General features: G+C 56.6%; 20 protein-coding genes and 1 pseudogene. 20 read left to right on the top strand and 1 reads right to left on the bottom strand.

Annotation, left to right across the window (positions count from 1 at the left end; translation table 11 throughout):
• Positions 1 to 5: 5 nt before the first annotated feature.
• The 20 genes and pseudogenes from ACVWWD_RS16245 to ACVWWD_RS16340 all read left to right on the top strand — a co-directional run bounded on the left by ACVWWD_RS16245 (position 6) and on the right by ACVWWD_RS16340 (position 23591).
• A complete protein-coding gene (locus ACVWWD_RS16245) occupies positions 6 to 1247 on the top strand; it encodes an O-antigen polymerase (protein ID WP_457103188.1) in 1242 nt (413 codons plus the stop codon).
• The gene (locus ACVWWD_RS16250; protein ID WP_031247792.1) at positions 1240 to 2586 is read left to right on the top strand and encodes a lipopolysaccharide biosynthesis protein; all 1347 of its coding nucleotides are present in this window, start codon (positions 1240 to 1242) and stop codon (positions 2584 to 2586) included. Before ACVWWD_RS16245 ends, ACVWWD_RS16250 begins: the two co-directional genes overlap by 8 nt.
• A gap of 119 nt (positions 2587 to 2705) precedes the next feature.
• The gene (locus tag ACVWWD_RS16255) at positions 2706 to 3713 is read left to right on the top strand and encodes a glycosyltransferase family 4 protein (protein WP_457103189.1); all 1008 of its coding nucleotides are present in this window, start codon (positions 2706 to 2708) and stop codon (positions 3711 to 3713) included.
• Between the two features lie 34 nt (positions 3714 to 3747).
• Complete coding sequence (locus ACVWWD_RS16260; RefSeq protein WP_457103190.1) at positions 3748 to 4875, top strand: glycosyltransferase family 4 protein; 1128 nt, start codon at positions 3748 to 3750, stop codon at positions 4873 to 4875.
• Between the two features lie 438 nt (positions 4876 to 5313).
• The gene (locus ACVWWD_RS16265; RefSeq protein ID WP_352552221.1) at positions 5314 to 5796 is read left to right on the top strand and encodes a hypothetical protein; all 483 of its coding nucleotides are present in this window, start codon (positions 5314 to 5316) and stop codon (positions 5794 to 5796) included.
• 311 nt (positions 5797 to 6107) lie between these two features.
• A complete protein-coding gene (locus ACVWWD_RS16270) occupies positions 6108 to 6428 on the top strand; it encodes a hypothetical protein (RefSeq protein ID WP_457103191.1) in 321 nt (106 codons plus the stop codon).
• Positions 6429 to 6552: 124 nt separating this feature from the next.
• A pseudogene (locus ACVWWD_RS16275) lies at positions 6553 to 7229 on the top strand (tyrosine-protein phosphatase).
• A gap of 32 nt (positions 7230 to 7261) precedes the next feature.
• Positions 7262 to 7999, top strand: coding sequence for a polysaccharide biosynthesis/export family protein (locus tag ACVWWD_RS16280; RefSeq protein ID WP_457103192.1), 738 nt, complete (start codon positions 7262 to 7264; stop codon positions 7997 to 7999).
• 44 nt (positions 8000 to 8043) lie between these two features.
• A complete protein-coding gene (locus ACVWWD_RS16285) occupies positions 8044 to 10422 on the top strand; it encodes a GumC family protein (RefSeq protein WP_457103193.1) in 2379 nt (792 codons plus the stop codon).
• Positions 10310 to 11569 carry a tetratricopeptide repeat protein gene (locus ACVWWD_RS16290; RefSeq protein ID WP_457103194.1) on the top strand — a complete coding sequence of 420 codons (1260 nt, stop codon included), beginning with the start codon at positions 10310 to 10312 and terminating at the stop codon, positions 11567 to 11569. The genes ACVWWD_RS16285 and ACVWWD_RS16290 overlap by 113 nt, the downstream gene beginning before the upstream one ends.
• Complete coding sequence (locus ACVWWD_RS16295) at positions 11566 to 12528, top strand: O-antigen ligase domain-containing protein (RefSeq protein WP_352552212.1); 963 nt, start codon at positions 11566 to 11568, stop codon at positions 12526 to 12528. Before ACVWWD_RS16290 ends, ACVWWD_RS16295 begins: the two co-directional genes overlap by 4 nt.
• 10 nt (positions 12529 to 12538) lie before the next feature.
• On the top strand, positions 12539 to 12901 hold the full coding sequence (locus tag ACVWWD_RS16300) for an O-antigen ligase family protein (RefSeq protein WP_352552210.1): 363 nt from the start codon (positions 12539 to 12541) through the stop codon (positions 12899 to 12901).
• A 151-nt stretch (positions 12902 to 13052) separates the two neighbouring features.
• Positions 13053 to 13934 carry a glucose-1-phosphate thymidylyltransferase RfbA gene (gene rfbA, locus ACVWWD_RS16305; protein ID WP_023784586.1) on the top strand — a complete coding sequence of 294 codons (882 nt, stop codon included), beginning with the start codon at positions 13053 to 13055 and terminating at the stop codon, positions 13932 to 13934.
• Positions 13935 to 14489 (top strand): dTDP-4-dehydrorhamnose 3,5-epimerase, encoded by a 555-nt coding sequence (rfbC, locus tag ACVWWD_RS16310; protein ID WP_023784587.1) that lies wholly within the window; start codon positions 13935 to 13937, stop codon positions 14487 to 14489.
• Between the two features lie 25 nt (positions 14490 to 14514).
• Positions 14515 to 15585, top strand: coding sequence for a dTDP-glucose 4,6-dehydratase (rfbB, locus tag ACVWWD_RS16315; RefSeq protein WP_352552207.1), 1071 nt, complete (start codon positions 14515 to 14517; stop codon positions 15583 to 15585).
• Positions 15582 to 16487, top strand: a complete 906-nt coding sequence (gene rfbD, locus ACVWWD_RS16320) for a dTDP-4-dehydrorhamnose reductase (protein ID WP_352552206.1) — start codon at positions 15582 to 15584, stop codon at positions 16485 to 16487. The genes rfbB and rfbD overlap by 4 nt, the downstream gene beginning before the upstream one ends.
• The gene (locus ACVWWD_RS16325) at positions 16484 to 20053 is read left to right on the top strand and encodes a glycoside hydrolase family 99-like domain-containing protein (RefSeq protein WP_352552205.1); all 3570 of its coding nucleotides are present in this window, start codon (positions 16484 to 16486) and stop codon (positions 20051 to 20053) included. Before rfbD ends, ACVWWD_RS16325 begins: the two co-directional genes overlap by 4 nt.
• The gene (locus ACVWWD_RS16330) at positions 20046 to 21299 is read left to right on the top strand and encodes a glycosyltransferase family 61 protein (RefSeq protein ID WP_457103195.1); all 1254 of its coding nucleotides are present in this window, start codon (positions 20046 to 20048) and stop codon (positions 21297 to 21299) included. The genes ACVWWD_RS16325 and ACVWWD_RS16330 overlap by 8 nt, the downstream gene beginning before the upstream one ends.
• Entirely contained in the window at positions 21296 to 22099 is an 804-nt protein-coding gene (locus tag ACVWWD_RS16335; protein WP_198030281.1) for an ABC transporter permease, read from the top strand. The genes ACVWWD_RS16330 and ACVWWD_RS16335 overlap by 4 nt, the downstream gene beginning before the upstream one ends.
• Entirely contained in the window at positions 22089 to 23591 is a 1503-nt protein-coding gene (locus ACVWWD_RS16340; RefSeq protein WP_457103196.1) for an ABC transporter ATP-binding protein, read from the top strand. The genes ACVWWD_RS16335 and ACVWWD_RS16340 overlap by 11 nt, the downstream gene beginning before the upstream one ends.
• Here the strand turns inward: ACVWWD_RS16340 and ACVWWD_RS16345 are convergent.
• The gene (locus ACVWWD_RS16345) at positions 23488 to 25281 is read right to left on the bottom strand and encodes a capsular polysaccharide synthesis protein (RefSeq protein ID WP_352552201.1); all 1794 of its coding nucleotides are present in this window, start codon (positions 25279 to 25281) and stop codon (positions 23488 to 23490) included. The genes ACVWWD_RS16340 and ACVWWD_RS16345 overlap by 104 nt on opposite strands.
• Between the last annotated feature and the right edge of the window lie 188 nt (positions 25282 to 25469).

Here is a 25469-nt window from a genome sequence, read left to right on the forward strand (position 1 = left end):
GGGTGATGGTGCGGGACGTCAGAAGAGATTACCTGGTCTCGCCCTTTGTGCTTACGCCGCAAATGCTTTTGCTTATATCGAGCCTGCTTTATTTCTTTCCATTTCTTGCCGGCGGCTTTCAGTATGTTGACGTTGGCGGAAGGAAGTATGATTTCACATATGATTTGGGCACGGGGTATGCCATCGCCGTTTCCATGGCTTGCATCGTCGCGGCGATGGTTGGCTTCGTTCCGAGACGCCAGAGTTTCGAAATTGAGGGAGATAGCCAAGGAGAGTCGTTGGTAATAATCGCGATGATCATTATTTTCGGCGGAATTTCAATTGCGAACCCGGCACTTTTCTCCGCTTCTAAGGTTGATGTTTTATCGTCAACTGGTCGATTACAGTATATATTTTACAATGCTTGTATCATCGGCGTGGTCTTTGGGGCTCTGGCGGGGTGGAGGAAATCCAAGCTTGTTATTGCCCTGAGCTGCCTTGGGCTAATCTTGACGCTCTATATTGGGCATCGATCCCCAGTTGCGATAGCTATTGTATCTATACTGTATATAAGATACAGGAATGTTCCGTTGATAATGATAAGCAAACGGAATGCAATCGGCGGGCTTTCAGCATTCTTTTTTCTGGCGATGTACAAGTCTGTCTACTCTGCGGTGAAGGCGGGGAATTTCGAGCTTGTCGGCCAGAAAATGAAATTCGACCAGCTGTCAGATTCCACCCTTGTCGGGTTGGAGCAGTTCGTGACATTGGCTCATTTGGATCTCATCGTAAAATATAACTACACATTGCCTTGTTCCAATCTCTGGTTGGTGCCGCTTTCTTTCATTCCATTCTCGGATGCGGTCTTGGGCAAGGATGGCTGCACTTACAACGAGCAGGTCCAGCCGCTGCTCTTTCCAGGCTACAGTGGCGGTGTGGCAGCAAATATCTGGGCGGAGTTCTATGCAAATTTCGGATACGCCGGATTTCCGCTGCTCGTCATTATTCTTTCCCTGGTCTGTGTCGCCATCGAAGCAATAATCCGCAACGTGCGCAGCGCGACGCTCAAGTCTGGTCTGATCGTGGCGATCATCCACCTTACCTTCTACATCCAGCGCAAGGAACTGCTCGCCGCGTTCATCTCCGCCAAGCGGATCATCCTTGTGTCGGTTTTCGTATTGGGGCTGGTGTATCTCCATCGAAAGTGCTTCCCGCAAGCGCCTGCGATGGAAGCGGGAGTGCGGGGCCTGCGCCGGGACCATGGCTGACGACATGACGGCGATAGCCAAACCTTCTGGATGGATACGCGCACGCAGGGTCGCCCGGGACGTCACCGTGACCACATCCTCAAGTGGGGTGGCGGCTTTGTGTTCCATCATCGCGTTGGCGCTCAATGCACGCTCGCTCGGCCCCGGAGATTTTGGCACCCTCGCCGTAATCCAGGCCTATGTCACGTTCATCTCCGGCCTGGCTACGTTCGAGAGTTGGCAGCCTGTCATCAGGCTGTCCGCCAGGTCGCGCTCGCGTCTTGGCCGGGCAGCATCATGCGGGATCGCGCTCGACGTTTCGGCGGCCGTTGTCGCCACTGCGGTGGCGGCCGGCGGGGTCCTGCTGTTTGGAGAGTCGATCGGCGTGTCCCACCAGGATCGGCTTCTGGCGCTGATCTATAGTCTCACCTTGCTGGCCAGCCTCGCGGGCACACCCAAGGGGGTGCTTCGCCTGAATGGGCGGTACGACGTCATTGCCGGCAATCAACTCGCCCAGGGGGCTGCCGTGGTTGTTGCCGCGCTCGTCCTCTGGGCCATCGAAGCGCCTCTGATCGCCTATGTGGCTGTGTTGGCGGCGATCGGTGCGCTCTACAATCTGACGCTGTTCGTCCGGCTGCTTGTCTATGCCCGACGCGAGAACATTAAACTATTCAATCCGCTTCGTTCCCGTTCCAGGCGGCGTTTCTTTTGGACATTCCTTGTCATGGCTACTGGGACCGGTGTGCTGTCGACACTGGTGAGTGCTAGACGACATGTAGCCTTGTTCCTTGTCGCCGGTCTTTTAGGAGATGTTGCCGCCGGCGCCTATTCCGTAGCGTCGCGTCTGGCGACGATGATGTCCCGGCTGACCGGCCCCTTGAACCAGGTGATCTTTCCCGAAATGGCGAAAGTGTCCAACGAAGAATCTCCTTCCCGCCTAAACAGGTTGAACGCTCGCATCACGATGATTTCGGCATGTGTCGCCGCGGGCATGGCGGCTGGCGGTATCGTGCTGCAAAAATTCATCGTGGTTCTGGCCGCCGGCTCGGCCTATGCCGATGCCTCGCTGCTTTTCGCTATCTTGTTCGCGGCCGAGTGCCTCGGCCTGGCCGGAATGCATTTCAATCCTTTGATCCAGGTTCTGGCCGGAACAAAACCGCTTCTCAAGATCATGGCGTCGTCATTCATCGTCTACCTGCCGCTTTCGTTCGTCCTGTCGGGCTGGATCGGAATTCCGGGTATCGCATGGGCAGGTCTGATCGCATCGGCGCTGGTCTACACGGCAATGATGCTGGTTTCGCAATTGTTGCTGAAAAAGCAGATCCGAATCACGGAAAATATCCCAGGTCTGACAGTTTGAGATACTTGTTTTGCCTACCAAGATATCACACCAATGTTGTGCCTTGGGTGCGCATACTGACCTCGGCCGGGCATCATGTTGCAGTCGACGTCGTCGAAACAGGGGCGACGGAGAACCACATGCTTGTTTCTCCCAATGTGGTGGCACCATCGGCGCTGTCACGAAGAGTTATGCACATGGGTCCGAGCGGTATCCCAAACTCGCCCTTTTCCTTTCCTGGTCTTGGTTCCTACTGGAGACATCTTCGGGTCGAGAATCCCGATGTGGTGATCGTGCGCGGCGTGACGCGATGGTTCTGCAGGATCGCCGCGTTGTGCGCGATTTTGCAAGGCCGCAAGCTGGTTATCTACGATCAGGAGGATGTCAGGCCTCAGGCATGGAGCGGCACATGGTTACGCAGAGCTGTCTTTCGGCAACTCGGGATTGCGCACTTCACGTCACGGCTTCCGTCCAATCCTGGCCCTATCGGTGCGGGAGGCGCCATGCCCCTGCCATTCGGAAATCCCTTCGAGCCGATCCAGATCGGAGGGCTGCGAGGCAGGCCGTTGCATTCGCCGCCCCGAATCCTGATGGTGGCAAAATACAGGGAGCGAAAGGGGCACAGTTTGCTTCTGAGGGCACTGGCGGTGATCTCGGCGTCCACACCATTCTCCATAACGTTGTGCGGCGAGGAGGCGACGCATTCCGATACGGCTTTTTGTGAGGCCTTGCGGCAAGAGGCCCGAGCGCTTGGACTTGCGGACAGACTTCGATTTCAAAACAACGTAGCTCATGACAGGATGATCTCGATCTATGCCAGCCATGATCTCTTGATATTGCCGTCGCGTACCGAGCCTGCCGCGGTATCTCCCGTCGAGGCCGCCTGGGCGGGATGTGCCGTATTGATGTCGCGTGACAGCGGCACGAGGCAGTACCTCCCTCCGGGTTCCGGGTTCGACTTCGATCCAGACGACCCGCAAGACATCGCCCGCGCGGTTGCCGGGCTTATTGCCCGGCCCGAGGACCTCAGGCTTGCAAGAGACGCATGCTTCACGCGCATTTCTTCAGTTGCCGATGACGATGTGATCTTGCGGCTGTTGGAGACTTTGCGGCCGCACGCCGTGCGGCTGTGCGAGACGATGGGCTGATGCATATCCGGAGGGGCGGGGAGTGGGGTCCGAAGTGGGAAGGAAGATTGTCATCTCGATCAACACGTCCTGGAACGTCGTCAATTTCCGCAAGGGCCTGATCGAGGGGTTGCGGCGGCGCGGCTATGATGTCGTCATCGTCGCGCCGAGGGACGAGTATTCATCCTTGATCCCAGGGATGGGTTGCCGCCACGTCGACATCGAAATCGACAATTCCGGCACCTCGCCTTTTCGCGACCTTGCGCTTCTGTGGCGCTACTGGCTTATCCTGCGCCGCGAGAAGCCGCTGGCGTTCGTAGGCTTCACCATCAAGCCCAACGTGTTCGGCTCTATGGCTGCAAACCTGAATGGCATTCCGGTCATAAACAATATTTCGGGGCTCGGCACTGTCTTCGTCCAGGGCGGCCTTCTCCAGGGAATCGCCAAAGCCCTTTATCGCCTGGCGCTGGCCCGTTCGAAGGTGGTCTTCTTTCAGAACGGCGACGACCGGATGCTGTTCGTCGGCGCGCGCATCGTGCGCAAGGAACGGACCGCGATGCTGCCCGGCTCAGGCGTCGATCTCGCGCGCTTCTCGCCGTCGCCGCGCCAGCGCGCGCCGTCCGATGCCGTCGTATTTCTGCTGGTGGCCAGGCTACTATGGGACAAGGGTGTCGGTGAGTTCATCGAAGCTGCCCGCCTCGTCCGTCGCCAAGCGCCTGCGGTGCGCTTCCAACTCCTTGGCTTTCTCGATGTCGAGAACCGAACCGCGATCAGCCGCGCTGAAATCGAGCAATGGGTCGACGAGGGTTTGGTCGAGTATCTCGGTGCCACCGACGACGTTCGCCCTTTCCTGGGTGCCGCCGATTGCGTCGTCCTGCCTTCCTACAGGGAGGGCACGCCGCGCTCGCTGCTCGAGGCGGCCGCGATGGGCAAACCTCTGATCGCCGCGGACGTGCCCGGCTGCAAGGAGGTGGTGGACCATGCCGTCAACGGTTTCCTTTGCAAGGTCAGGGATGCCAGCGACCTGTCGGCACGGATGATCGATTTCGTGACGATGGACGGTCACTCCAGGGACGCGATGGGGAACGAGAGCCGGAAAAAGGTTGAACGGCAGTTTTCGGAAACGATCGTCGTCGAGAGTTACATGCATCAGATAGAGAAGCTCACGGCTGCCGCCACGTGATGAGCGGCTATCGCCTTCCGCTTCTCGGCAGTGATCCGGCCGACACCGGATCTGTTCCGTCTTAGCGGCCGATCGCCGGGGCTTCATTGAGCCCCTGCCAGTCCACGATTGTCCGACCAGGCGCAAGCTGCCGTGGCTTCATCGGTGATGGTGAACCACCGTCCCCGTCCGCCAAGTCTGATCAGGAGCGCTCGCGCGCAGTTACGGGGAAAATGAAACCTCAATTGTTTGTCGGGTAATCTGAAATTCGTCGGCGATAGTCAGAACTGTTCATGCGCAATTGCTAAAGTGGTGAGATCCCAAAGGCACGAGCAAGTCAAAATTCTAGCGCCAGCGCGAAACAGGTTGGAATCGTGGCAAGAAACTGTTACGCGCTGATGTCCTGAAATTTTGATTTGGCAAATTCCAAGGAGCGGCTTCGAGAGAAGGGGAAAACGAATGAATCTCATCGTCAGAACTGTGGTGGTTGGATTTGTTGTTTCAGTCGGTTCCGTTTCCGCGTCTGCTCAGAAAGCATCTTGCAGTTGCGCGACTGCCTATCATGGTGCGTCAAATCCGGTTGGATCCATTGTTTCCGCCAAGGGCGATGTGATGGTGTCGCAGGCCGCCGGCTACAGCCCGGCCAAGGCAGGAAATACGCTTGATTCCGGCGGTCGTGTGGTGGTCGGCGCCAAGGGGTCGGCGTCCGTGGCCCTGGGCGGCTGCAACCTGGATGTGCCGGCGAATTCGAGCCTGGATATCTCTCGTGTCGAGGGCAACATCTGGCTCAAGCTGATTGGCTCCGAGCAGACCGCCGCCATCCAGCAGTCTGGCGGAGCGGTCGGCGGCTTCGGTCCGCCCGAGGGAATTTTTGCTGGTGGGCTTCTTGCGACCGGCGTGCTTGCGGCCACGCAGGACGACGACAGCGCTGTCAGTTGTTGAAGGCTGTGGCCCACTGCCGTGATTGGCCGCGGCGCGCCGATAGTGTCTTTAGACGGGTTCGTTAAACCATATTGCATTAGTACTTGTTGAAATAGTGTGGGCGATTCCTGGCAGGGAATAGCTGTTTCGGTGGGGCGGAAATGACGGGTCGAGTTGGAGTTGTTATTGCTTTTGTAGCGCTCGCAGCGGGAAATGCCTTGTTTGCCGGGTCCGCGGCTTTCGCACAGGCAGCGCAGTGTTCCTGCCTTGCAGCCATACCGGTTTCGGGAAGTGTGGTCGGCCAGTTGACCAATGTCCAAGGTGACGTGCGGATGTCACAGGCTGGCGGTTATGCCGGTGTGAATGGCGAGGCGTCGGTCTATTCGGGCGCACGCATCATGACAGGGGCGCAGGCTTCGGCTTCCCTGGTTGTGGGCACCAATTGCGCGTTCAACGTTCCGGCGAATGTGACCGTCCAGATCGACCCTGTCGAGGGCGGTATGTGCGTGTCGTTCGATGCACCGCAAGCCGCTGTCGAGCCGGCCGGTTCCGAGCCCGGCGTTTTGCCGGTTCTCCTCGGTGCCGGTGCGACTGGCGGTGGTGCGGCCCTTATTCTCGGCCTGCAGGATGACGATGACGCCGTCAGCCGCTAGTCGGCCCTCAGCGGTCCTGTTCTGAGTAAGCTTGTGAATGCGTCATTCGCCGCCATGCGGGTGATGCGTTTGTATTTTGTCGAGGCTGTGGCGTCGCTTTGCCTCCATGCAGACAGAAACGCCAATGATCGACCTGCATTCCCATATTCTGCCTGGTCTCGACGATGGCTCTTCCAGTCTGGCTGAATCGCTCGAAATGGCGCGGCTGGCAGTGGCTGATGGGACAACGCATATGGTGTGCACCCCGCACGTCATGCCTGGCCTCCATGAGAACGGCACGACAAACATTGCCCAGGCAGTCGAGGCGCTGGTCAGGGAACTTGCTCGCGCCGGCATCCCGCTTGTCCTCTACGTCGGCGCCGACGTTCATGTTTCGCCTGATCTTCCCGACCGGCTAAAGCTCGGCAAAGTGCCGACGTTGAACGGGTCGCGCTATTTGAGCGATTGAACGCATTGGGCTGCCTTATCCAGCTCACGGCGGATTCGGTCGTGGGAGCCTTTGGCCGGACCGCTCTCTACTACTCGGAAAAGCTGCTCGACGAGGGCAGGGTGGACATCATCGCATCCGATGCGCATGGCCTGTCGAGGCGTCGGCCGGGGCTTTCCCAGGCCGTGGTCGCCATAGCAAATCGGTGCGGCGAAGATGAAGCCTACAATATGGCGGTAAAACGGCCGGTCGCGATATTGCAGAATCGGCTGCTCGCGCCCATTGGAAAAGTGAGCACCAAGAAATTATATGCCGGCAGCGCGGGCCGTTTCGGCGGATTGGGTCGGCTGTTCAAGAGCGGGTCTCTGGGATGAACATTTTCGATCTTGCCAGAAACAATGCAGGTATGCCGACGCTGGCCGCGTTGCTTGCACTCTCTGCTTGCGCGAGCTCTTCTTCAACATCATCGACGGCCTCGGTCGAAGCGTTGCAACCGACATCGTCTTTGAGGGCCCTTGCCGGCGGTGGTGCGCTGCAGGTGGTGAAAGACCTGCCGGCGCCGCAAAACACGCAAAATGGCAGCGAGCAGCCGCTGTCAGCCAACGACGTGCTCGAAGTCAGCGTCTTCCAGGTCGATAATTTGAACAGGACCGTTCAGGTCGATGCCAGCGGCCAGATTTCCCTTCCGCTCATTGGCGCGATAATCGCCGCCGGCAAGACCGTTCGTCAGCTCGAGAAGGAAATCGAGATCGCGTACGGCGCAAAATATCTGCAATCGCCTGACGTGACGATTTTCGTGAAGGAATCGGTAGGCCAGCGCATTACGGTCGACGGCGAAGTCAACAGGGCAGGTATCTATCCGGTGTCCAGCAGGGCTTCCTTGCTGGATGCGATCGCGCTCGCCGGAGGATTCAATGCTGTCGGCGACGGCGGCAAGGTGTTCGTCTATCGCAATTTTGGCCAGAGCAGGCTGGTCGCCAACTACAATGTCGAGGCAATTCGCGCAGGCAAGAATCGCAACCCGCGCATCTACGGCGGCGACGTGATCGTCGTTTTCGCTTCGAAGTCGAAAATCGCGATGAACAATCTCAAGGACGCCTTGGGTCTCGCCTCGAGCGCGGCCCGCATCGCGGTCATTCCATAAGACAGGCAAGGCCGGCCACGGACAAACCAGGATGACTTTGCGCCATGCTCGATCGCAACAGGCAGCCCCAAATTGCCGGCTCCGGACATGGCCAAGGCCTGTCCGCGGATCTTTATTACGATGCGGCGCAAAATTATAGCCCGTATGGTCGCGACTATGCCGCCCAGCACGAGGGCTTCAATCCGCTCCGTTTGCTGTTCTATGTCATCCAGTATCGCTGGCTGATCGTCATGACGGCAGTGGCGGGCCTCGTCGCCGGTGTCATTGTGACGATGATGCAGACACCCAAATATCAAGCGACGACGCAGTTGGAGGTTCTGGTCCCTTCGGCAAAGGTCTTCCAGGACATTGAAGTGGTTTCAGAAAACAGTGACGTCCGGGCTTTTCTAACCGCCCGGGAGAAATTGAAGAGCAGGGCCTTGGCGCAGCGCGTGGTCTTTCAATTGGGCCTAGCCGAAAAGCCGGACTTCCTGTTTCCGACTCCGAGTTTTTCAATCGGCAACATCTTCTACCGCGCCTTCGGAATTTCCAAATCGCCCTCGATCCAGGAAAAGACCCCCGAAGAGCGGGAAGGCATGGCGATCAAGCGCGTCCTCGATGACCTCACGGTCAATCTGGTGACGAACACCAGCCTGTTGTCGATCACCTTTGTCGACCAAAAGCCGAAATATGCGAGCGATGTCGCCAATCAGGTCGCCCAGAGCTTCATCGATCAGCGTCTCGACCAGACCAGCGAGACGTCGGATCTGGCAAGGCAGTTCATTCAGGAGCAGGTCCTGCAGGTCAAACAGAAGCTGCAGAAGTCCGAGGAGGAACTGGTCGCCTATGCCAAGGATGCCGGCATAACCGTCACCGGCGGCGACAAATCGCTGATCGGGTCAAACATCGAGGCCCTCAACACGGCACTCGCGACCGCAATCCAGGAGCGTCTCGATGCCGGGCGGATGGTGGGCCAGATAGACAAGGGGCGTGGCGCCAGTCTCGGTCCGGTTCTGGAAAGCGAAGGCCTGCAGAAGCTCAGTGAAAAGCTCGCGGACCTCACAAGTCAATACCAGCAGAAATTAGGCGTCCTGAAACCTGGCTTTCCGGAGATGCAGCAGTTGCAGTCGCAGATCAAGGAGCTGCAGCGGCTCTACAACAATGGCGTGCTGGCGATAACCGACTCGCTAAGATTGAAATTTCAGGAAGCGCAGAACAAGGAAGCCGACCTCAAGGCCAAGCTTACGGAACTGGAAAAGCAGCAGATCGTCTTCAACGACAAGAACATCAAATACACCATCCTCAAGCGGGAGGTCGATTCCAACCGGTCGCAGTATGACGGCCTGATCGCCAAGCTGAACGAAGTCGGCGTGAGTTCTGAACTCAAGACGCAAAGCGCTGCCATTGTCGATTTCGCGACCCGGCCCTTGAGCCCTTATTCTCCTCGCCTCAGCATCAATCTTGCAATATCCCTGGCGCTCTTCATGGCCTTGAGTGCGTCGATCATCTACATCGTCGAATTGCTCAACAACACCTTCACAAATCCGGAGCAGATCGAAAAAGAGCTCGGATTGACCATGCTCGGCATCTTGCCGCTCGTCGACGACCGGGAACTCATAGCCAGCATAGCCGATCAGAAATCGGGGCTTTCGGAGGCCTATCGTTCGTTGCGGACGTCGCTGCAATTCTCAGGAGCGCAAGGGGCGCCGCGTTCGCTGCTGGTGACCAGCTCCGAACCGTCGGAGGGTAAATCGACCACATCGGTCAAGCTTAGCCAGGATTTTGCCGCTCTCGGCGCAAAAATTCTACTTGTCGACGGTGATTTGCGCAAACCCAATTTGCATCGACTGTTCGGCCTCGACAACGCGATCGGCTTGAGCAATCTCCTGACAAACACCGTTCGCAAGGAAGATCTAGCCGGCATCTTCAGAGCGACGAAATATCCCAATGTGACTGTTCTGACATCGGGGACAATACCGCCGAACCCGGCTGACCTGCTCTCTTCGCCCAAGATGGCGCTGATCATCACCAATCTCGGCAAGCGCTTCGATCTGGTCATCATCGATGCGCCGCCGGTCGTTGGCCTTTCGGATGCGCCGATCCTCGGCCGGCTTGCCGAAGGCACGCTGATGGTGATTTCCACCAACCAGGTAACCCGCAAATCCGCCAAAAAGGCTCTGAAGCGTCTACGAGCAGCCGGAGCGAATGTCATCGGGGCAGCGATGTCGAAATTCCAGGTGAACAAGTTCGACTACAACTACGCCTACAAATATATGAACTATCAGTATTACGAATACGGCACGAAAACCCCGAAAATCGAGGGCAGAGTCGATGGTGGAGCAGACCAGCCCGCGCATGCTAAGTCTCCTGCGTTCAGGCGTTTGGTTCGTCGCCTTCGTTCTGGTGTTGATAGCTTCGTCGATCGGGCTAAGTCGTCTTATTGAAACTGGAACGCCAAGCGTCTCTCTCGCGCTGGATCCGTTGAACGTAGATGCTTTGATAGGCGAGATCGCCGGCAAACTGAACCAGACGAACGACGGTGCCGACCTCGATGGATTAGCCATAAAGGCTCGAAATGCGCTTCGTTTCAATGTCGCGGATGCACGCCTCTATAGCCTGATCGGTGAGATCAAGTATCGCCAGGGCGAGAAGGACCAGGCGTTCGAACTCTTTGATCGGGCTCGAATGCTGTCCAAGACCGAAATACACGCATTGCAGAGATCCATCGATCGCTCCGTCGAGACGGGCAACCTGGTAAGGGCTGTAGCCGAAATCGATATCTTGCTGCGTCGGTGGCCTGATCAATTTTCAACCGTGGCCGCCGGTTGGCCGGCCATTCTCGCCAATCCCGACGGGTACGGGGCCGTGCTCGCCGCCATCCGGGCGCAGGCGCCATGGCGGGGCAAGCTTCTTTCGACCCTTGGCCAGAACCACCAGGGCTTGGCGGCCGCAAACCAACTGCTGCTCGATCTCGCGGGGTCCTCGACGCCTCCAACGTCCAACGAATTGTCGGCCGTGATCGATGGCCACATCAAGCAAAGGCAATATGACCCGGCCTATCGGCTCTTTCTCTTCAGCCTGTCCGACGAGGAACGGAAACTGGGCGGCTACATTTTCAACGGCGGCTTCGAACCGGTCCAGAGCGGCAAACCATTCGACTGGGTGATACACGACCGGTCGGGTATGGAGATCACCTTCGCCGGGTCGCGGGATGCAGGTGAAAGCGACCGCGGAGCGACGATTCGATTTCTGAACACGCCGGTCAAGAACGCGGCGCTTCAGCAATTTATCAAACTTCCTCCTGGCTCCTACAGGATTTCCCTGAACGCTTCGGCCACGACTCTCAAACTGCCGAGGGATTTGTTCTGGTCTCTCAGGTGCGTCGCTCCCTCACGCGAGATAGCGCGCTTCAACATACCGGAAGGCACCTACAACAGGCGAAGGCAGACCCTGGACTTCACGGTTGAGCCGGCGGCGTGCCCGATGCAGTTGCTGAGACTGGAAACGGACGCGATCGCACAGAGTTGGCGGTTTCGGTATGTCGGGACGTTGGTCATGCACAAATTGAGCATCGAAAGAGTATCGTCGTGAGAGAACGGTCGCGACAGCCCACGCACTGGGACAAATATCTGCTTGGCTCGGTGCTCTTTCTATCCCTGCTGATTGGTGGCGGCACCGCGAGCGGTCTGTACACCGAGACGCTGATCGAGATTGCGGCGCTCATCTCCGCCGCGGCGATCCTCTCGAGGCCGTCGCAACAGGCAATTCCCCGCGTCGTCTTGTGGTTGCTTGCTCTCGTGGTTGCGGTGTTCTGTTTTCAGGTCGTGCCGCTGCCAGCGACCCTGCTCGAAGGGGTGCGGCCCGGGGTGCTGCTTGCGGACCCATGGCTGGATGGCGGAAGCCGGCTGCGCTTCGTCAGCGTCGGAGTGGGGCGCACTGTCGAGTGCATGCTCTATTTTGTCGCGGCCGCGGTATTCTTCCTCGCCGTCCTGCGCCTGCGCGCCGAGCAGGTCTACGGTCTTCTGCCGTTCTTTTTCATGGGGGTGATCTGCAACAGCCTGGCGGCGGCGATCCAGTATTCGCTCTCCGATACCGTTGCCATTGAGGGACTGCTGCCGTTTACCATCAACGCGGGTCTCTTTGCCAACCAGAACCATTTCTCGGCCTTGCTCTTCGTCTCGATCCCGTTCGTGGTTTATTATGGCTTGTTCCGCGGCCATCTTCTTTCAGGAGCGCTCGGCCTGGTAATCCTCCTGCTGCTTCTTCTCGCCGCCGGTTCGCGGGCTGGCATTTTGATCGGGCTGGTGATCACCGCCATCTCCGTTGTCTTCCTGTCCGCGCGTTCGAGGATTGGTGGTTATGGCATCCTCGCGGTTTTCATCGGTCTTTCGATCTACACGATCGGCGCGTGGGCAAAGATCGATGCCAAAGTGGTCGACCCGGCCTTCGGACGAGCCGAATTCGCACGGACCACGATTGAGGGAATTGAACAGAATTGGACCACCGGGTGTCGGATTTGGTGCTTTTCAGAAGGTTTACCAGATCCATGAAAAAGGCAACATGATCTTCAAGTCTTATGTCAATCATGCGCACAACGATTATCTGGAATTGGCGTTGGAGGGCGGTTTGCCAGTTATCTTACTGATGGTTGCCTATGCAGTGCTGCTGTCCGCATCGTCCGCCGTAATTCGCGGAGAGCCGTTGCAGAAGGCGGCTTTTCTGTCGCTAGCTTTTCTGCTCGTTCATTCCCTCGTCGATTATCCCCTGCGAACCGCCGCCCTTGCGATGACGTTTGCCTGTTTGAACGGTATCGTCTTTCACCGCGGTTTTGCCGATCGGCTCAACCTGAGGGATGAACAGGGTAAGGCCAGCAGCCGTGACGAGGACAATCTGCTTGTCCCGGTCAGGGCATCGGCCACGTAGGACCAGGTAGGTTCGGCCGAAGCGGGAGGCGCCAGCCGATTGCCCGTGCGTGGCCAATGCGTTTGTTGTGTGCCGCATTGACAAGCCAATGCATGAAACCTAAGCACAGGCACTCAGGGCCGGGGGGCTTTGGCATGTCGAGGAGAGCTTCTTGAAAGGAATTATCCTTGCTGGAGGCAGTGGAACGCGTCTTTATCCACTAACATTAGCAGTCTCTAAGCAAATTCTTCCCATTTACGACAAGCCGATGATCTATTATCCGCTGAGCGTTTTGATGCTCGCGGGAATAAGAGAGATTTTGATCATTTCGACGCCGCGTGATCTGCCGGCTTTCCGTGGCTTGCTCGGCGACGGATCGGACTTCGGGCTGGCGCTGTCTTACGCTGAGCAGCCTCAGCCCAATGGCCTTGCCGAAGCCTTCATCATCGGCCGCGATTTCATCGGCAAGGACAGCGTGTCGATGATCCTGGGCGACAACATCTATTTTGGTGACGGGCTATCGCAGCTTTGCCGCGCCGCTGCATCGCGCCAGACAGGCGCTTCGGTGTTCGCCTACCATGTCGAGGATCCCGAACGCTATGGCGTGGTGTCCTTCGACAAGGCGACCGGGACCGCGCTGACGATCGAGGAAAAGCCACAAAGCCCGAAGTCCAACTGGGCCGTCACGGGTCTCTATTTCTACGACAATGACGTCGTCGACATCGCCCCGACCATCCGACCTTCGGTGCGGGGCGAGATCGAGATCACGGCGGTCAACAATGTCTATCTCGAGCGCGGCCAGCTTCATGTTCACCGATTGGGACGCGGCTATGCCTGGCTCGACACCGGCACGCATGACAGCCTGCATGAAGCCTCTTCCTTCGTGCGCACGATCGAACACCGCCAGGGCATCAAGGTCGCTTGTCCGGAGGAAATCGCCTTTGAGCAGGGCTGGCTGACGGCGGACATGGTGCTGGATCGTGCAACTCGCCTGGGAAAGAACGAGTATGCCAGCTATCTGCGCCGGCGAGTCGCCGACCTGTTGGAGGGGTAGATGCTCGAGGTGAGACCGCTTGGCCTCGACGGCGTGCTGGAGATCGTGCCGAAGCGACATGGCGACGCGCGCGGTTTCTTCATGGAAACCTACAATGCCGAGCGCTTTTCGCAGGCCGGCATCGACCTGGTTTTCGTGCAGGACAACCACTCCTATTCCGCCGCCGCGGGCGTGCTACGCGGGCTCCATTACCAGCTAGCGCCGCGTGCCCAGGACAAGCTGCTGCGGGTGATCCGCGGCAGCATTCTCGATGTCGCGGTCGATATCCGCCGCACCTCGAAAACCTTCGGAAAATGGGTCGCCCTCGAAGTGTCGGCGCAAAAAGGCAACCAGATCCTGGTGCCAAAGGGCTTCGCGCACGGCTTCGTCACGCTCGTGCCCGACACCGAGGTGCTGTACAAGGTGACCGACACCTATTCGCCCGAGCACGATCGGTCGATCCGTTTCGACGATCCAGCCATCGGCATCGAGTGGCCGTCGCTGACCGGCGGCTTCCAGCTTTCTGACAAGGACCTCAAGGCGCCGCTGCTCGCCGTCGCCGAGGTATTCGCCTGATGGATGTTTGCGTGAGGACCGCGGTATGAATTTTCTGGTGACGGGCGGTGCCGGCTTCATCGGCTCGGCGGTATGCAGGCATTTGTGCGCCAACCCGGCATACCGGGTTACCAATCTCGACAAGCTGACCTATGCGGGCAATCTGGCGTCGCTGCGGCCGATCGAGAACGCCCATAATTACAGCTTCGCTCAGGCCGACATCTGTGACGAGAGGGCGGTGCTCGACCTTCTGCGCCGGCACGACATCGATATCGTCATGAACCTGGCCGCCGAAAGCCATGTCGACCGCTCGATTGACGGACCGGGCGCCTTCATCGAGACCAACATCGTCGGCACCTACAAGATACTCAACGCCGCGCTGGAATACTGGCGTGGCCTGTCCGACGACAGGAAAAGCCGCTTCCGCTTCCATCACGTCTCCACCGACGAGGTGTTCGGCGACCTGCCTTTCGACGGCGGCATGTTCGTCGAGGAGACGCCCTACGCGCCGTCTTCGCCCTATTCCGCCTCGAAGGCGGCCTCGGACCATCTGGTGCGCGCCTGGCACGAGACCTACGGCCTGCCTGTCGTGCTTTCCAACTGTTCGAACAATTACGGTCCCTATCATTTTCCCGAGAAGCTGATCCCGCTCGTCATCCTCAACGCGCTCGACGAAAAGCCGCTGCCGGTCTATGGCGCCGGCGCCAATGTGCGCGACTGGCTGTTCGTCGAGGATCACGCGCGCGCCCTGGAGCTCGTCGCCACGAAAGGGCATCCGGGCGAGAGCTACAATGTCGGCGGCAATTCGGAACGTACGAACCTTGCCGTCGTCGAGACGATCTGCGATCTGCTTGACGCCAGGCGTCCGCGCGCCGGCGGCAGGCGCTATCGCGAGCTGATCTCCTTCGTGACCGACCGTCCCGGCCACGACCGCCGCTACGCCATCGATGCCGCCAAGATAAGCCGCGAGCTCGGCTGGACGCCCAGGGAGAATTTCGACAGCGGCCTGGCACGCACCGTGGACTGGTTCCTCGACAACGAATGGTGGTGGGGGCCGATCCGCGAACAGCGCTATGCCGGCGAGAGACTGGGCGAAGCCCGCAAGGTGGGCGCGTGAGGCTCCTCGTCACCGGACGCGACGGCCAGGTCGCGGCAAGCTTGCTCGCGGCCGGCCAGGCGCGCGCGGGCGTGGAGGTCGCCGCCATCGGCCGCCCGGAGCTTGACCTGGCACGGCCCGACACCATCATCGACGTCATCGCGGGTGCCAAGCCAGATATCGTCGTGTCGGCCGCCGCCTACACGGCCGTCGACCAGGCCGAGGACGAGCCCGATCTGGCCTTTACGGTCAACGCGACCGGGGCCGGCAAGGTGGCGGAGACCGCGGCGCGGCTCGGCGTTCCCGTCATCCATCTTTCGACCGACTATGTCTTCGACGGCAGTAAGGCCGGCGCCTATGTCGAGACGGATCCGACGGCGCCGCTCGGCGTCTATGGCGCCTCCAAGCTTGCCGGCGAGCAGGCGGTGGCCGCCGCCAATCCGCGCCACCTGATCCTGCGCACCGCCTGGGTCTACAGTCCGTTCGGCAAGAATTTCGTCAAGACCATGCTGCGGCTGGCCGCCGACCGCGACGAGATATCGGTGGTATCGGATCAAAGGGGAAACCCGACATCGGCACTTGATATCGCCGAGGCGATCCTGCATGCGGCTGCGGTGCTGCATGGCGACAAGAGCTTCGCCCGGTTCGGCACTTATCATCTGGCCGGCAGCGGCGAGACCAGCTGGAGCGGCTTTGCCCGCCATATCCTCGACACAAGCCTGAAGTTTGGTGGTCCCTGGGCGCGGGTACGGGATATCACAACGATGGACTACCCAACCAAAGCGCGCCGCCCCGCCAATTCAAGACTATCAAGCGCGAAATTCGCGGACGCGTACGGATGGACGGCGCCGGACTGGCGGATGTCAGCGGGGGAGGTGGTGCAGCGGCTGGTTGAAGAGACGAGACAGATATTGAGCGCATGAACAAGCATCCATCCCCTGAAAATCTGCAAGGCGCGACGCCTGATCCGCACCCGACCGACCGACGGCCGACAAAAGCCCGTACCAAGGCGAAGCCGGCGGCTGCAAAGGAGCCAGCGACGAAGCGCACATGCATCATGGTGCTCGGCATGCACCGTTCGGGCACCAGCGCGCTGACGAGGGTACTCAATCTTTTGGGGGCAACGCTCCCGGATCAAGTTATTGCCCCAGACGAAAACAATGCCAGTGGCTATTGGGAGCCGACGAGTCTCAATACTCTCAATGAGAAGTTGCTCGCGGAGGCTGGCAGTCGCTGGGATGACTGGCGCCTATTCGACCCCAGCAACCTGGCACCACCACGCGCTCTGTTCTACAGAACGGAAATTTCTCGAATTATTGACGAGGAGTACAAAGACGCCTCGGTGATAGTTCTAAAAGAACCACGAATCTCTCGTTTCGTAGGATTTTATGCTGACATTCTCAGATCGGCAAATTTTGAACTGCACTGCGTATTAGCTAACCGCAATCCGCTGGAGGTCATCGCGTCCCTTAGCGAGCGAGACGGCTCGACTTTTGTAACAGGTTCTCTGCTTTGGCTGCGATACACGCTTGAATCTGAGAGCGCAACTCGAGGTATGTCTCGCGCATTCGCCTCATATGATGCCATGATGATCGATTGGCGCGCGGAGCTGACGAATATCGTCACCACACTGTCGTTAGGCTGGCCCATGCCCTTCGGGGAAGTGGAACGGGAGATTGATGCTTATTTGTCTTCGGACCACAGACATCACGCGATCAGTGATGAACGGCTTTCTGCCGACGAACGGATTCTCGCTTGGGTTAAGAATGCCTATTCTGCTCTTCGGGTACTGGAAACGGACCCGGATGATGCCAAAGCGATGGCTACCCTCGATGGCGTCAAAAGTGAGTTCGACGCGGCGACACTTGTTTTTGGCGAAGCCGTTTTCCCAGAATTAAAAAGGCAAAACGATAGATTTCAGGTTATCGAAGAGGATCTTAATAGTTCTCTGAGGAAGATGAATCAAGAAATAGAAGACGTTAAGGAGCAATCTTTACTCCATTTTGGATCAGAAAAAGATAAATGGATTAAGCATCGCGATCGACTCAAGCGCGAGGTTTATAGATTGAAAGAACAAGCTGCGTCCGAAAAATCACTTAGAGAGGACATATCCAGAAACATTAATGTTGTTGCAAAGAAAGAACTTGGTGAACAAAGAGAGAGGGCAGGCGCTTTTGCTTTCGCTCTTGAGGAAAATGAGAAAAAATACCTCAGCGAGGTTAAGGAAAAACATAATTATATAGAGGTTTTGCAGCAAAGAATTAGTCAACTGCAGCAAGAGATCGGGGGCTGGCGCCTGGATGCCGAGCGCAAGTCGGAGGTGATCTCGGCCATGCAGAACAGCACCTCGTGGCGCGCGACAGCGAGCTTGCGGTCGATTAGGCGCGCTCAGATAGAGTTTGCGTCAAAAGTGATCTCTGCGGCCAGGCGAGCGCCCATGGAAATCTGGCGCAGTGCTCCTGTCGATGTCCACAATAAGGCAAGACTTAAAGCCTTCTTGTTTAGGCGACTCCCCAGGTTTTTCAAAGGGTCTGCTGCTTACAGGCAGTGGGTTTCGGATGCCTACAGTGTCAGCCAAGAAATAAAATCGAAAGAAAAAGTATTAATTTCCGCCCAAGCTGGTCAGAAGTTAGCTCGAGTTATTTGTTTCTATTTGCCGCAGTTTCATGAAATTCCAGAGAATGACAAATGGTGGGGTAGTGGCTTTACTGAATGGTCTAATGTGACGCCGGCTCGCGCCCAATTTAAAGGGCACAATCAGCCAAGGATTCCAGCTGACCTTGGTTATTACAATCTTCTTCAGGAGGATATCCAGAAACGGCAGATAGAGATGGCATCCTCTGCTGGAATTGAGGGCTTCTGTTTCTATTTCTACTGGTTCGGCGGCAAGCGATTGTTGGAAAAGCCCATCGACAATTACCTTTCCGACAAGACTCTCGATTTCCCATTCTGTTTATGCTGGGCGAATGAGAACTGGAGCAGGCGATGGGACGGGCTCGACAGCGAAGTTTTGATTGGCCAGGACCATTCGCCCGACGATGATATCGCCTTCATTCGTGAGATCGCTCGCTTCATGCGTGACGGCAGGTATATTCGGGTTGGAGGCAAGCCGCTACTTTTGGTTTACCGCCCTAGTTTGCTTCCTTCGGCTCGAGACACGGCCCTGCGCTGGCGTGCATGGTGCCGAGAGAATGGTATCGGCGAAATTTTTCTTGCCTGCACTCAGTCGTTCGAGCAGGCAAATCCCGCCGACTATGGGTTCGACGCAGCAGTCGAGTTTCCTCCCAACAATTCAGCCCCTCCCGACATTACCGACCGGGTTGAGGGCCTTGTGCCTAAATTTGGTGGTCGCGTGTACGATTGGACCGTCCTGTTGAGACGCAGCAGGAATTACACAAAACCAGACTATGTGACATTTAGAGGAGTCTGTCCCGCATGGGACAATACGGCGCGACGCAGAAACAAAGGCAACATATTTGTCAATAACAGTCCGCGCTTATTCGAAGAGTGGCTGAAAAATGCGATAGATGATACCTGGACAAGATTTGAAGACCCTGACGAGAGGCTGGTATTCATTAACGCTTGGAATGAGTGGGCTGAAGGTGCCTATCTTGAGCCCGACAATAGAGATGAGCTCGCTTACCTTAGGGCGGTAAGAAATTCGGTGTTTCAAGGTCACCGTTTGGAGCACCTTTCCGATTCTGTCGTGAACTCGTTGCCAGCGCTGAAGCTTTTTCCTCGCATTGCACTGGTCGTTCATGCTTACTATCCAGAATTGTTGCCGGAAATTTTGAATATTGCCTCCGAGAATCCGTTCCCGATTAAGGTTTTTGTCACGACGGTCAAGGAAAGAGAGGAACAGGTAAGGGAATGTCTTGAACAATATAGCATACCCTTCTTCCTGCAGGTCGTTGAGAACCGTGGGCGTGATATCCTGCCCTTCTTTAAGGTTCTTCCAGAAGTGCTGCGGGAGGAGATTCCCTATATCGCGAAGGTGCACACGAAGAGGTCTCTGCATCGCTCTGATGGGGACTTCTGGCGGCAGGATATGGTGAGAAAGGTTCTGTCTTACGAGGCTCTTGCTCGTTCCTTGGAGAGGTTCGAAACCGACCCGTCGTTAGGAATGATCGGACCTGCGGGACATTTCGTTTCTATGACGACATATCTCGGCTCGAACCATTCCAGGCTGGTGTGGTTAGCGGAAAGATTGGGACTAGCCGAAGGGCGCGTTTTGGATGAGGGCTTCTTCGCGGGGACGATGTTTGTCGTCCGCACTTCGAGTATCGCGCAACTCCTGCCGTTCGTGACCGACGATTTGTTTGACGAAGAAGCCGGTCAAGTGGATGGAACGTTTGCTCATGTCTTGGAGCGAGGCTTTGCGTTGAGCGTCTATTCGCTAGGCATGAAGCTTGAGGAATCTTATGTTGACAAGGACTTTGATTTCAGGAGTGAGGGGCCCAGTCAAATAAGAAATTACCCGTATGCATAACATCCTGAGACTTGTTAGCCGCGCCAGAGAAGCTCTCTTGCCTGCTTTGGTCGAAATATCTCCGGTAGATTGCCGAACGTTCTACCAAGTCGATGATCTATTTCAGTTACTGGATCGATCAATTCGGTTCTCAGACAGGGTCATCATTCAAGAGCCTGAGCGCTGGGTAGGCGCGACGCCGCACGGCCTTCGCACAGGAATGAATGTTTTCGGCGATGGGTATGCCGCTCCCATGATGTCCACGGCAAAGAGCGAGACTCGCATGAAGTCAGTCGCCTCATTTGCTTGCAATCGTGCGACTCTGCTTCCCACTACCGGCGCGGTGATCACTCGCGATAGCAAATTGATCGAGTCCACTGTCGAGAATGCGCATTATTTTGGCGGCGTCGAGTTTGTTGAGCCGTATCTATCTCGCAACGGCGAGGGCTTACTGTCTTCTTACCAGAGAGATTTGAAGGAACTAGACGTCGACGCGATTGCAAGTTTTGGAGTAGGAAGCTCGAATTATGGGCATTTTATTTTTGACGGATTGCAAGCGGCGTATATAATATACAATATACTTTCTACAAGATCGAACGTACATATCGCCACGCAGACCCTAAACTCATGGCAAAGGGAGTTCTTTTCAATTCTCGGGCTCGAGAAACGAGTTGTCGAGATAGATCGGCCAACCCGGTTTAGGTCAATACTGGGAACAACCCTAGCATCAATGCATATTTCTTATACAACTCGGTTTTGCCGGCCGCTTTTTGATGTGCTGCGTGCGAACGTGGCGTATCGAGAAGGCTCGCCCAAAAGGCTTTATGTTCAAAGGCCACCTGGTAGCACACGGGCGATGAGGAATCAGGAAGACGTTGAGGATTTGCTGAAATCTCAAGGGTTTTTGTTGGTCAGGCCGGAGCTTTTCGACGTCCGGCAGCAAATCGGGCTTTTTTCCAATGCACAGATCGTTGTGGCTCAGACCGGGGCTGCGCTCGCCAACATCGGGTTTTGCCCGCCGGGGTGCCAAGTGGTGGAAATCATGCCGGAATGCTATTTCGACCAATGGATTCGATCGACCTGTTATTTTCTAGGCCACGATTGGAAGGTCATTTTCTGCAAGGTGCCAGAGGCTTCTCGATATGGGCTCAAGGCTGGGGGGAAAGAGCATCCTCATGCGGACTTTGATTTCTCAGTGGATATGGCCGAGCTTCGACGTGCGCTAGATGCTGCGAAGGAATGCCTGGTCCCTCAGCGGAACCAATGAGTACCGGCAATATGATGAATTTGCATATTATTTTCGATCTGATTCGTCGTGAAGTTGCGGGGCGCTACCGTGGCTCTGCCTTCGGATTGTTATGGTCGCTCCTCAATCCGCTTTTCATGCTAGCGGTGTATACTTTCGTTTTTGGCGTTGTGATGAAATCGCGCTGGACGATACCGGACCAACAGAGCGCCACGCATTCAACGGGAGAATTTGCAGTCATCCTGTTTTGCGGGTTGATCGTCTTTCAGTTCTTCGCGGAGGTCGTTTCGCTCTCACCCAGCTTGATTGTGGCAAACGTCAACTACGTCAAGAGAATAGTCTTTCCGATCCAGATATTACCGGTGGTTTCAGTCGGTGCAGCATTGTTTCATGCGGCCGTAAGCCTATTGGTGCTGCTGGTCTTCGCCTATGTCGTCTTTGGAACCATTCCGCTGACGGTGGTTCTGGCTCCTCTGGTGTTCGCGCCGCTGATGATCCTTGTGCTTGGCATCGCTTGGGTTCTGGCGTCGATCGGTGTCTATTTTCGGGACATGAGCCAGATCGTGGCGCCGCTGGTGTCCGCGATCTTGTTCTTGTCGCCGGTTTTTTTCCAGAGAACCGTGCTGCCGGCGTGGCTGCAGCCTTGGCTTTCGCTGAACCCGCTCGCCATTCCAGTCGAGAATTTCCGCGATGTAGTCATTTTCGGCGTGCTGCCTGACTGGAGGTCGCTTGGTTACTATTCCTGCGCGGCTTTAGTGGTCGCCTGTCTCGGCTATCGATTTTTCCAGAAGACCCGTAGGGGCTTTGCCGATGTCCTCTGAAGTCTTCGCTGCCGACGCGGGGGAGCATCCGCATTTTGCCATTCGCGTGCGCGATGTGTCTAAACACTACGTCATGTTCAACCGCCCCGAGGATCGCTTCAAGCAGATGCTCGTGCCGCGGCTGGAACGGCTGATCGGCCGTCCGCCCCGTCGCTATTTTCGCGACTTCGCAGCTCTGTCGGGAGTTTCGTTCGAGGTTGGTCGCGGCGAAACTGTCGGCATCATCGGCCGCAACGGCTCTGGCAAATCGACGCTGCTGCAGATCATCTGCGGCACGCTGCAGCCAACCAGCGGCTCGGTCGAGGTCAACGGCCGCATCGCCGCGCTGCTCGAGCTTGGTGCTGGATTCAACCCGGAGTTCACCGGCCGCGAAAATGTCTTCCTAAACGCCTCAATCCTTGGCGTGCCGCGCAAGGAGATGGAATGGCGTTTCGACGACATCGCCCGTTTCGCCGATATTGGTCCGTTTCTCGATCAGCCGGTGAAGACCTATTCGTCGGGCATGTATGTGCGGCTGGCCTTTGCAACGGCTATCAATGTTGATCCAGACATTTTGGTGGTGGATGAGGCGCTCGCTGTGGGCGACGAGGCATTTCAGCGCAAATGTTTCGCCCGCATTGAGCAAATCAAGGACAAGGGCGGCACCATTCTTTTTGTCAGCCACGGTGCGTCGACTATCGTTCAGTTGTGTACGCGGGCGATGCTTGTAGATGGAGGCGAATTTATCCTAGAAGGTCGGCCAAAAGCAGTGGTGGCGCAATATCAGCGGTTGGTCAGCGCCAGCACGGAGGTGGCGACAGAAATTCGCACCAGGATTAAGGCGCTCCGTGCCGTTTCGCCAACTGCCAGGGCAGCAGTTGCTGACAATTTCGAAAACAAGCCTTCCGCCCCCGATCCTAAAAGGCCCGCCGCTTCGCCTACCGGAGAAGCCTCAGATGCAATCGTCGCTGTACCGATCGAGGCCGACACTGTAAGCCAGTATGCGGATTATCATGATCCCAGCCTCACGTCGAAGTCCGCTGTTTATCTCGAAGAACGCGGTGCCCGAATTCGAGACCTTCGCGTTCTGACTCTCAGTGGTGAGGGCGTGAATGTACTGCAAATGGGAAAGCGGTATGTCTTCGAATATACCGTGGATTTTTCTGCCGATGCAAGTGAGGTCGGCTTTGAGTTCCTGTTCAAAAACGTGACAGGCTTAGTGTTGGCGGGCTCGGACACGCACAGGGTAAAAGGAGAAAGAACCAGATTCGTCAGGTCTGGTTCTGAAATGACAATAAGTTTTGCCTTTAACTGTATCATGTTGCCGGGAGTATATCTGGCAAGTGCCGGTGTGCGAGGTTTGGTCAACGACGAGTTGCGTATGCTTCACAAAATTATCGAAGGCATTCTCATCCGTGTAGCCAGCGAGCCAGACCTTGCTGCAATCGGCTACGCCAACTTGGACGTAACGCCGCAGGTGGCGTTGTCGTCAGCAGAACTTCCAGGGCGTTGAGTGTCTCGACAGCCCTGGATTTGGTGTTTTCGATAACATCCAGCAGCAGGTCGCGTTTGTCCCCCTCGATGAGGTTCAAGGCAGCGCCCGTGACCTCATCCTCCTTCGCGTGCTCAATCCGATAAACAAACGGCCATCCAGAGTTGGAAAGGAGATTTGTCAGCTTCCCACCGCCGCGAATCTGATCGATAGCGATGAAGGGAACCTCATTGCGCATCGCCAGAACTGCGCCATGAAAACGAGATGTGAGCACGAGATCACAAGACGCGTATAGAGCCTCAATTTCGACAGGTGGGCGACCAGAACGGGTCAAATGGTGTTCTATCTCAAGCGATCTCACTTGATATTTTGTGGCCAAGCTGTCGAGCACATGCGCCGTAAGAGCACTAGTTCGATCGTGAAGTGAACTCTGAGGTCCATACTCACCTTGCTCGCCGCGGAGCACCAATCCGATAACAAGCGGTTCATTCAGTTCACGCGCTCGCTTTGGAGTGACCCGCGAAGGCGCAAGAATGGCGACGTCCTCAAAGCGCTGCGTCCCTCCTTCTCGAGCCAACGCAACGTCAAACGGCTGCACGTAGTTGATATGGTCTCGGCTAAAGAGGCTTATGCTGATCCCGATTTTTCTAATCGAGGGAAATCGACGAATTATCGTCTCTACAATCGGATGATCTCTGATGACTGGACCGCAAACAAAAACTAACATGGCGTAGTCACCCTCGGCGATTTCGTCTAGCGCTACCCTTTCGCCGCAAATTTCAAACGCGGTATTTGCTGTCAGGTGCCTGAAATTCAACCCCAACGCTTTCATACGGGCAGCAACACTCTGCACTGCGAATAAATCTCCGATAGTTCCATTGTCTTTTAGCGATCCATACCAGCACAAAAGGATGGGCGGCACTTTGGCCGCCGTGTCGGCGACTGTGGCATATCGGCCGCTCGGATGTGGGATGTCACAGCCGGATGGGTGCTGACCGAAGTCGCAAAGAAATTGGTAGATGCTTCCTTCGCGAGCGGCACTGTGGTCAACTTTGTGCGTAAGCTTCAAGATCGGAATCTTGGCAAGAGATATGATCTCTCTGTCTTCTTCTGAAATCGCGCCAAGCAACCGCGTCTCATAAGGTGCGAATATATGTGGGTCGTTCGCTGATATTTTTGGCACTCGGTCCCACAACACGCGAAATTTTCTGCTATTTTGATAAGCTTGGCCAAATAGGTGATGGAACCAGAAATAGTCCGGGTCATCTGCTCGGTTCAGCCAGTGTTGATGGACCAACCGGCGCCACTCATAAATTAGGTAGGAGGACTGGCTGGCAGCCAAGAACCATGAAGATAGCATTCGGGAAGGGGCGGGCCGCTCGAAGGCAAAGAAATCTTCTGACATGGCGCTATCAAGCCACTCATCGAGAGGCTGCAGACAATAGCAGGTAGCGTCGACCCACACTCCGCCATATCTGCACAGAAGCTCGATACGCACGATATCACTATAGGTCGCGTCTGAAAGCGATCTGGAGAGGATCGAATTTGGATCGCTAACATCGGGCAGAAAGTCGGCCAAATTCCCTTTGGCCAGGATTTGGATCGTCCAGCCGGGATTCATTCGCTGCCAGGAGTTCACACATGCTTTCACGATCCGCGGCGCTGTTTCGATGCCTTGCAGCCACAGCATCCAGATAATTTTAGGTGGCATCGTTCATCCCGTTTGCGACACGCGGCTTTGGCCTGCCTTAGCAGCGTGCATCCCAGTCCTCAACCCCACCCGCGTAGTGCACGTTCCTCATTCCCTGCGATCCGATAGGCAATAGACAGACAATGACTTGCGTGGGAATGCCATCCAAAAAACCGCTAGCTATGCCTCTCAACCCGCAGTATGCGATA

Source organism: Mesorhizobium sp. URHB0026, assembly GCF_054059755.1.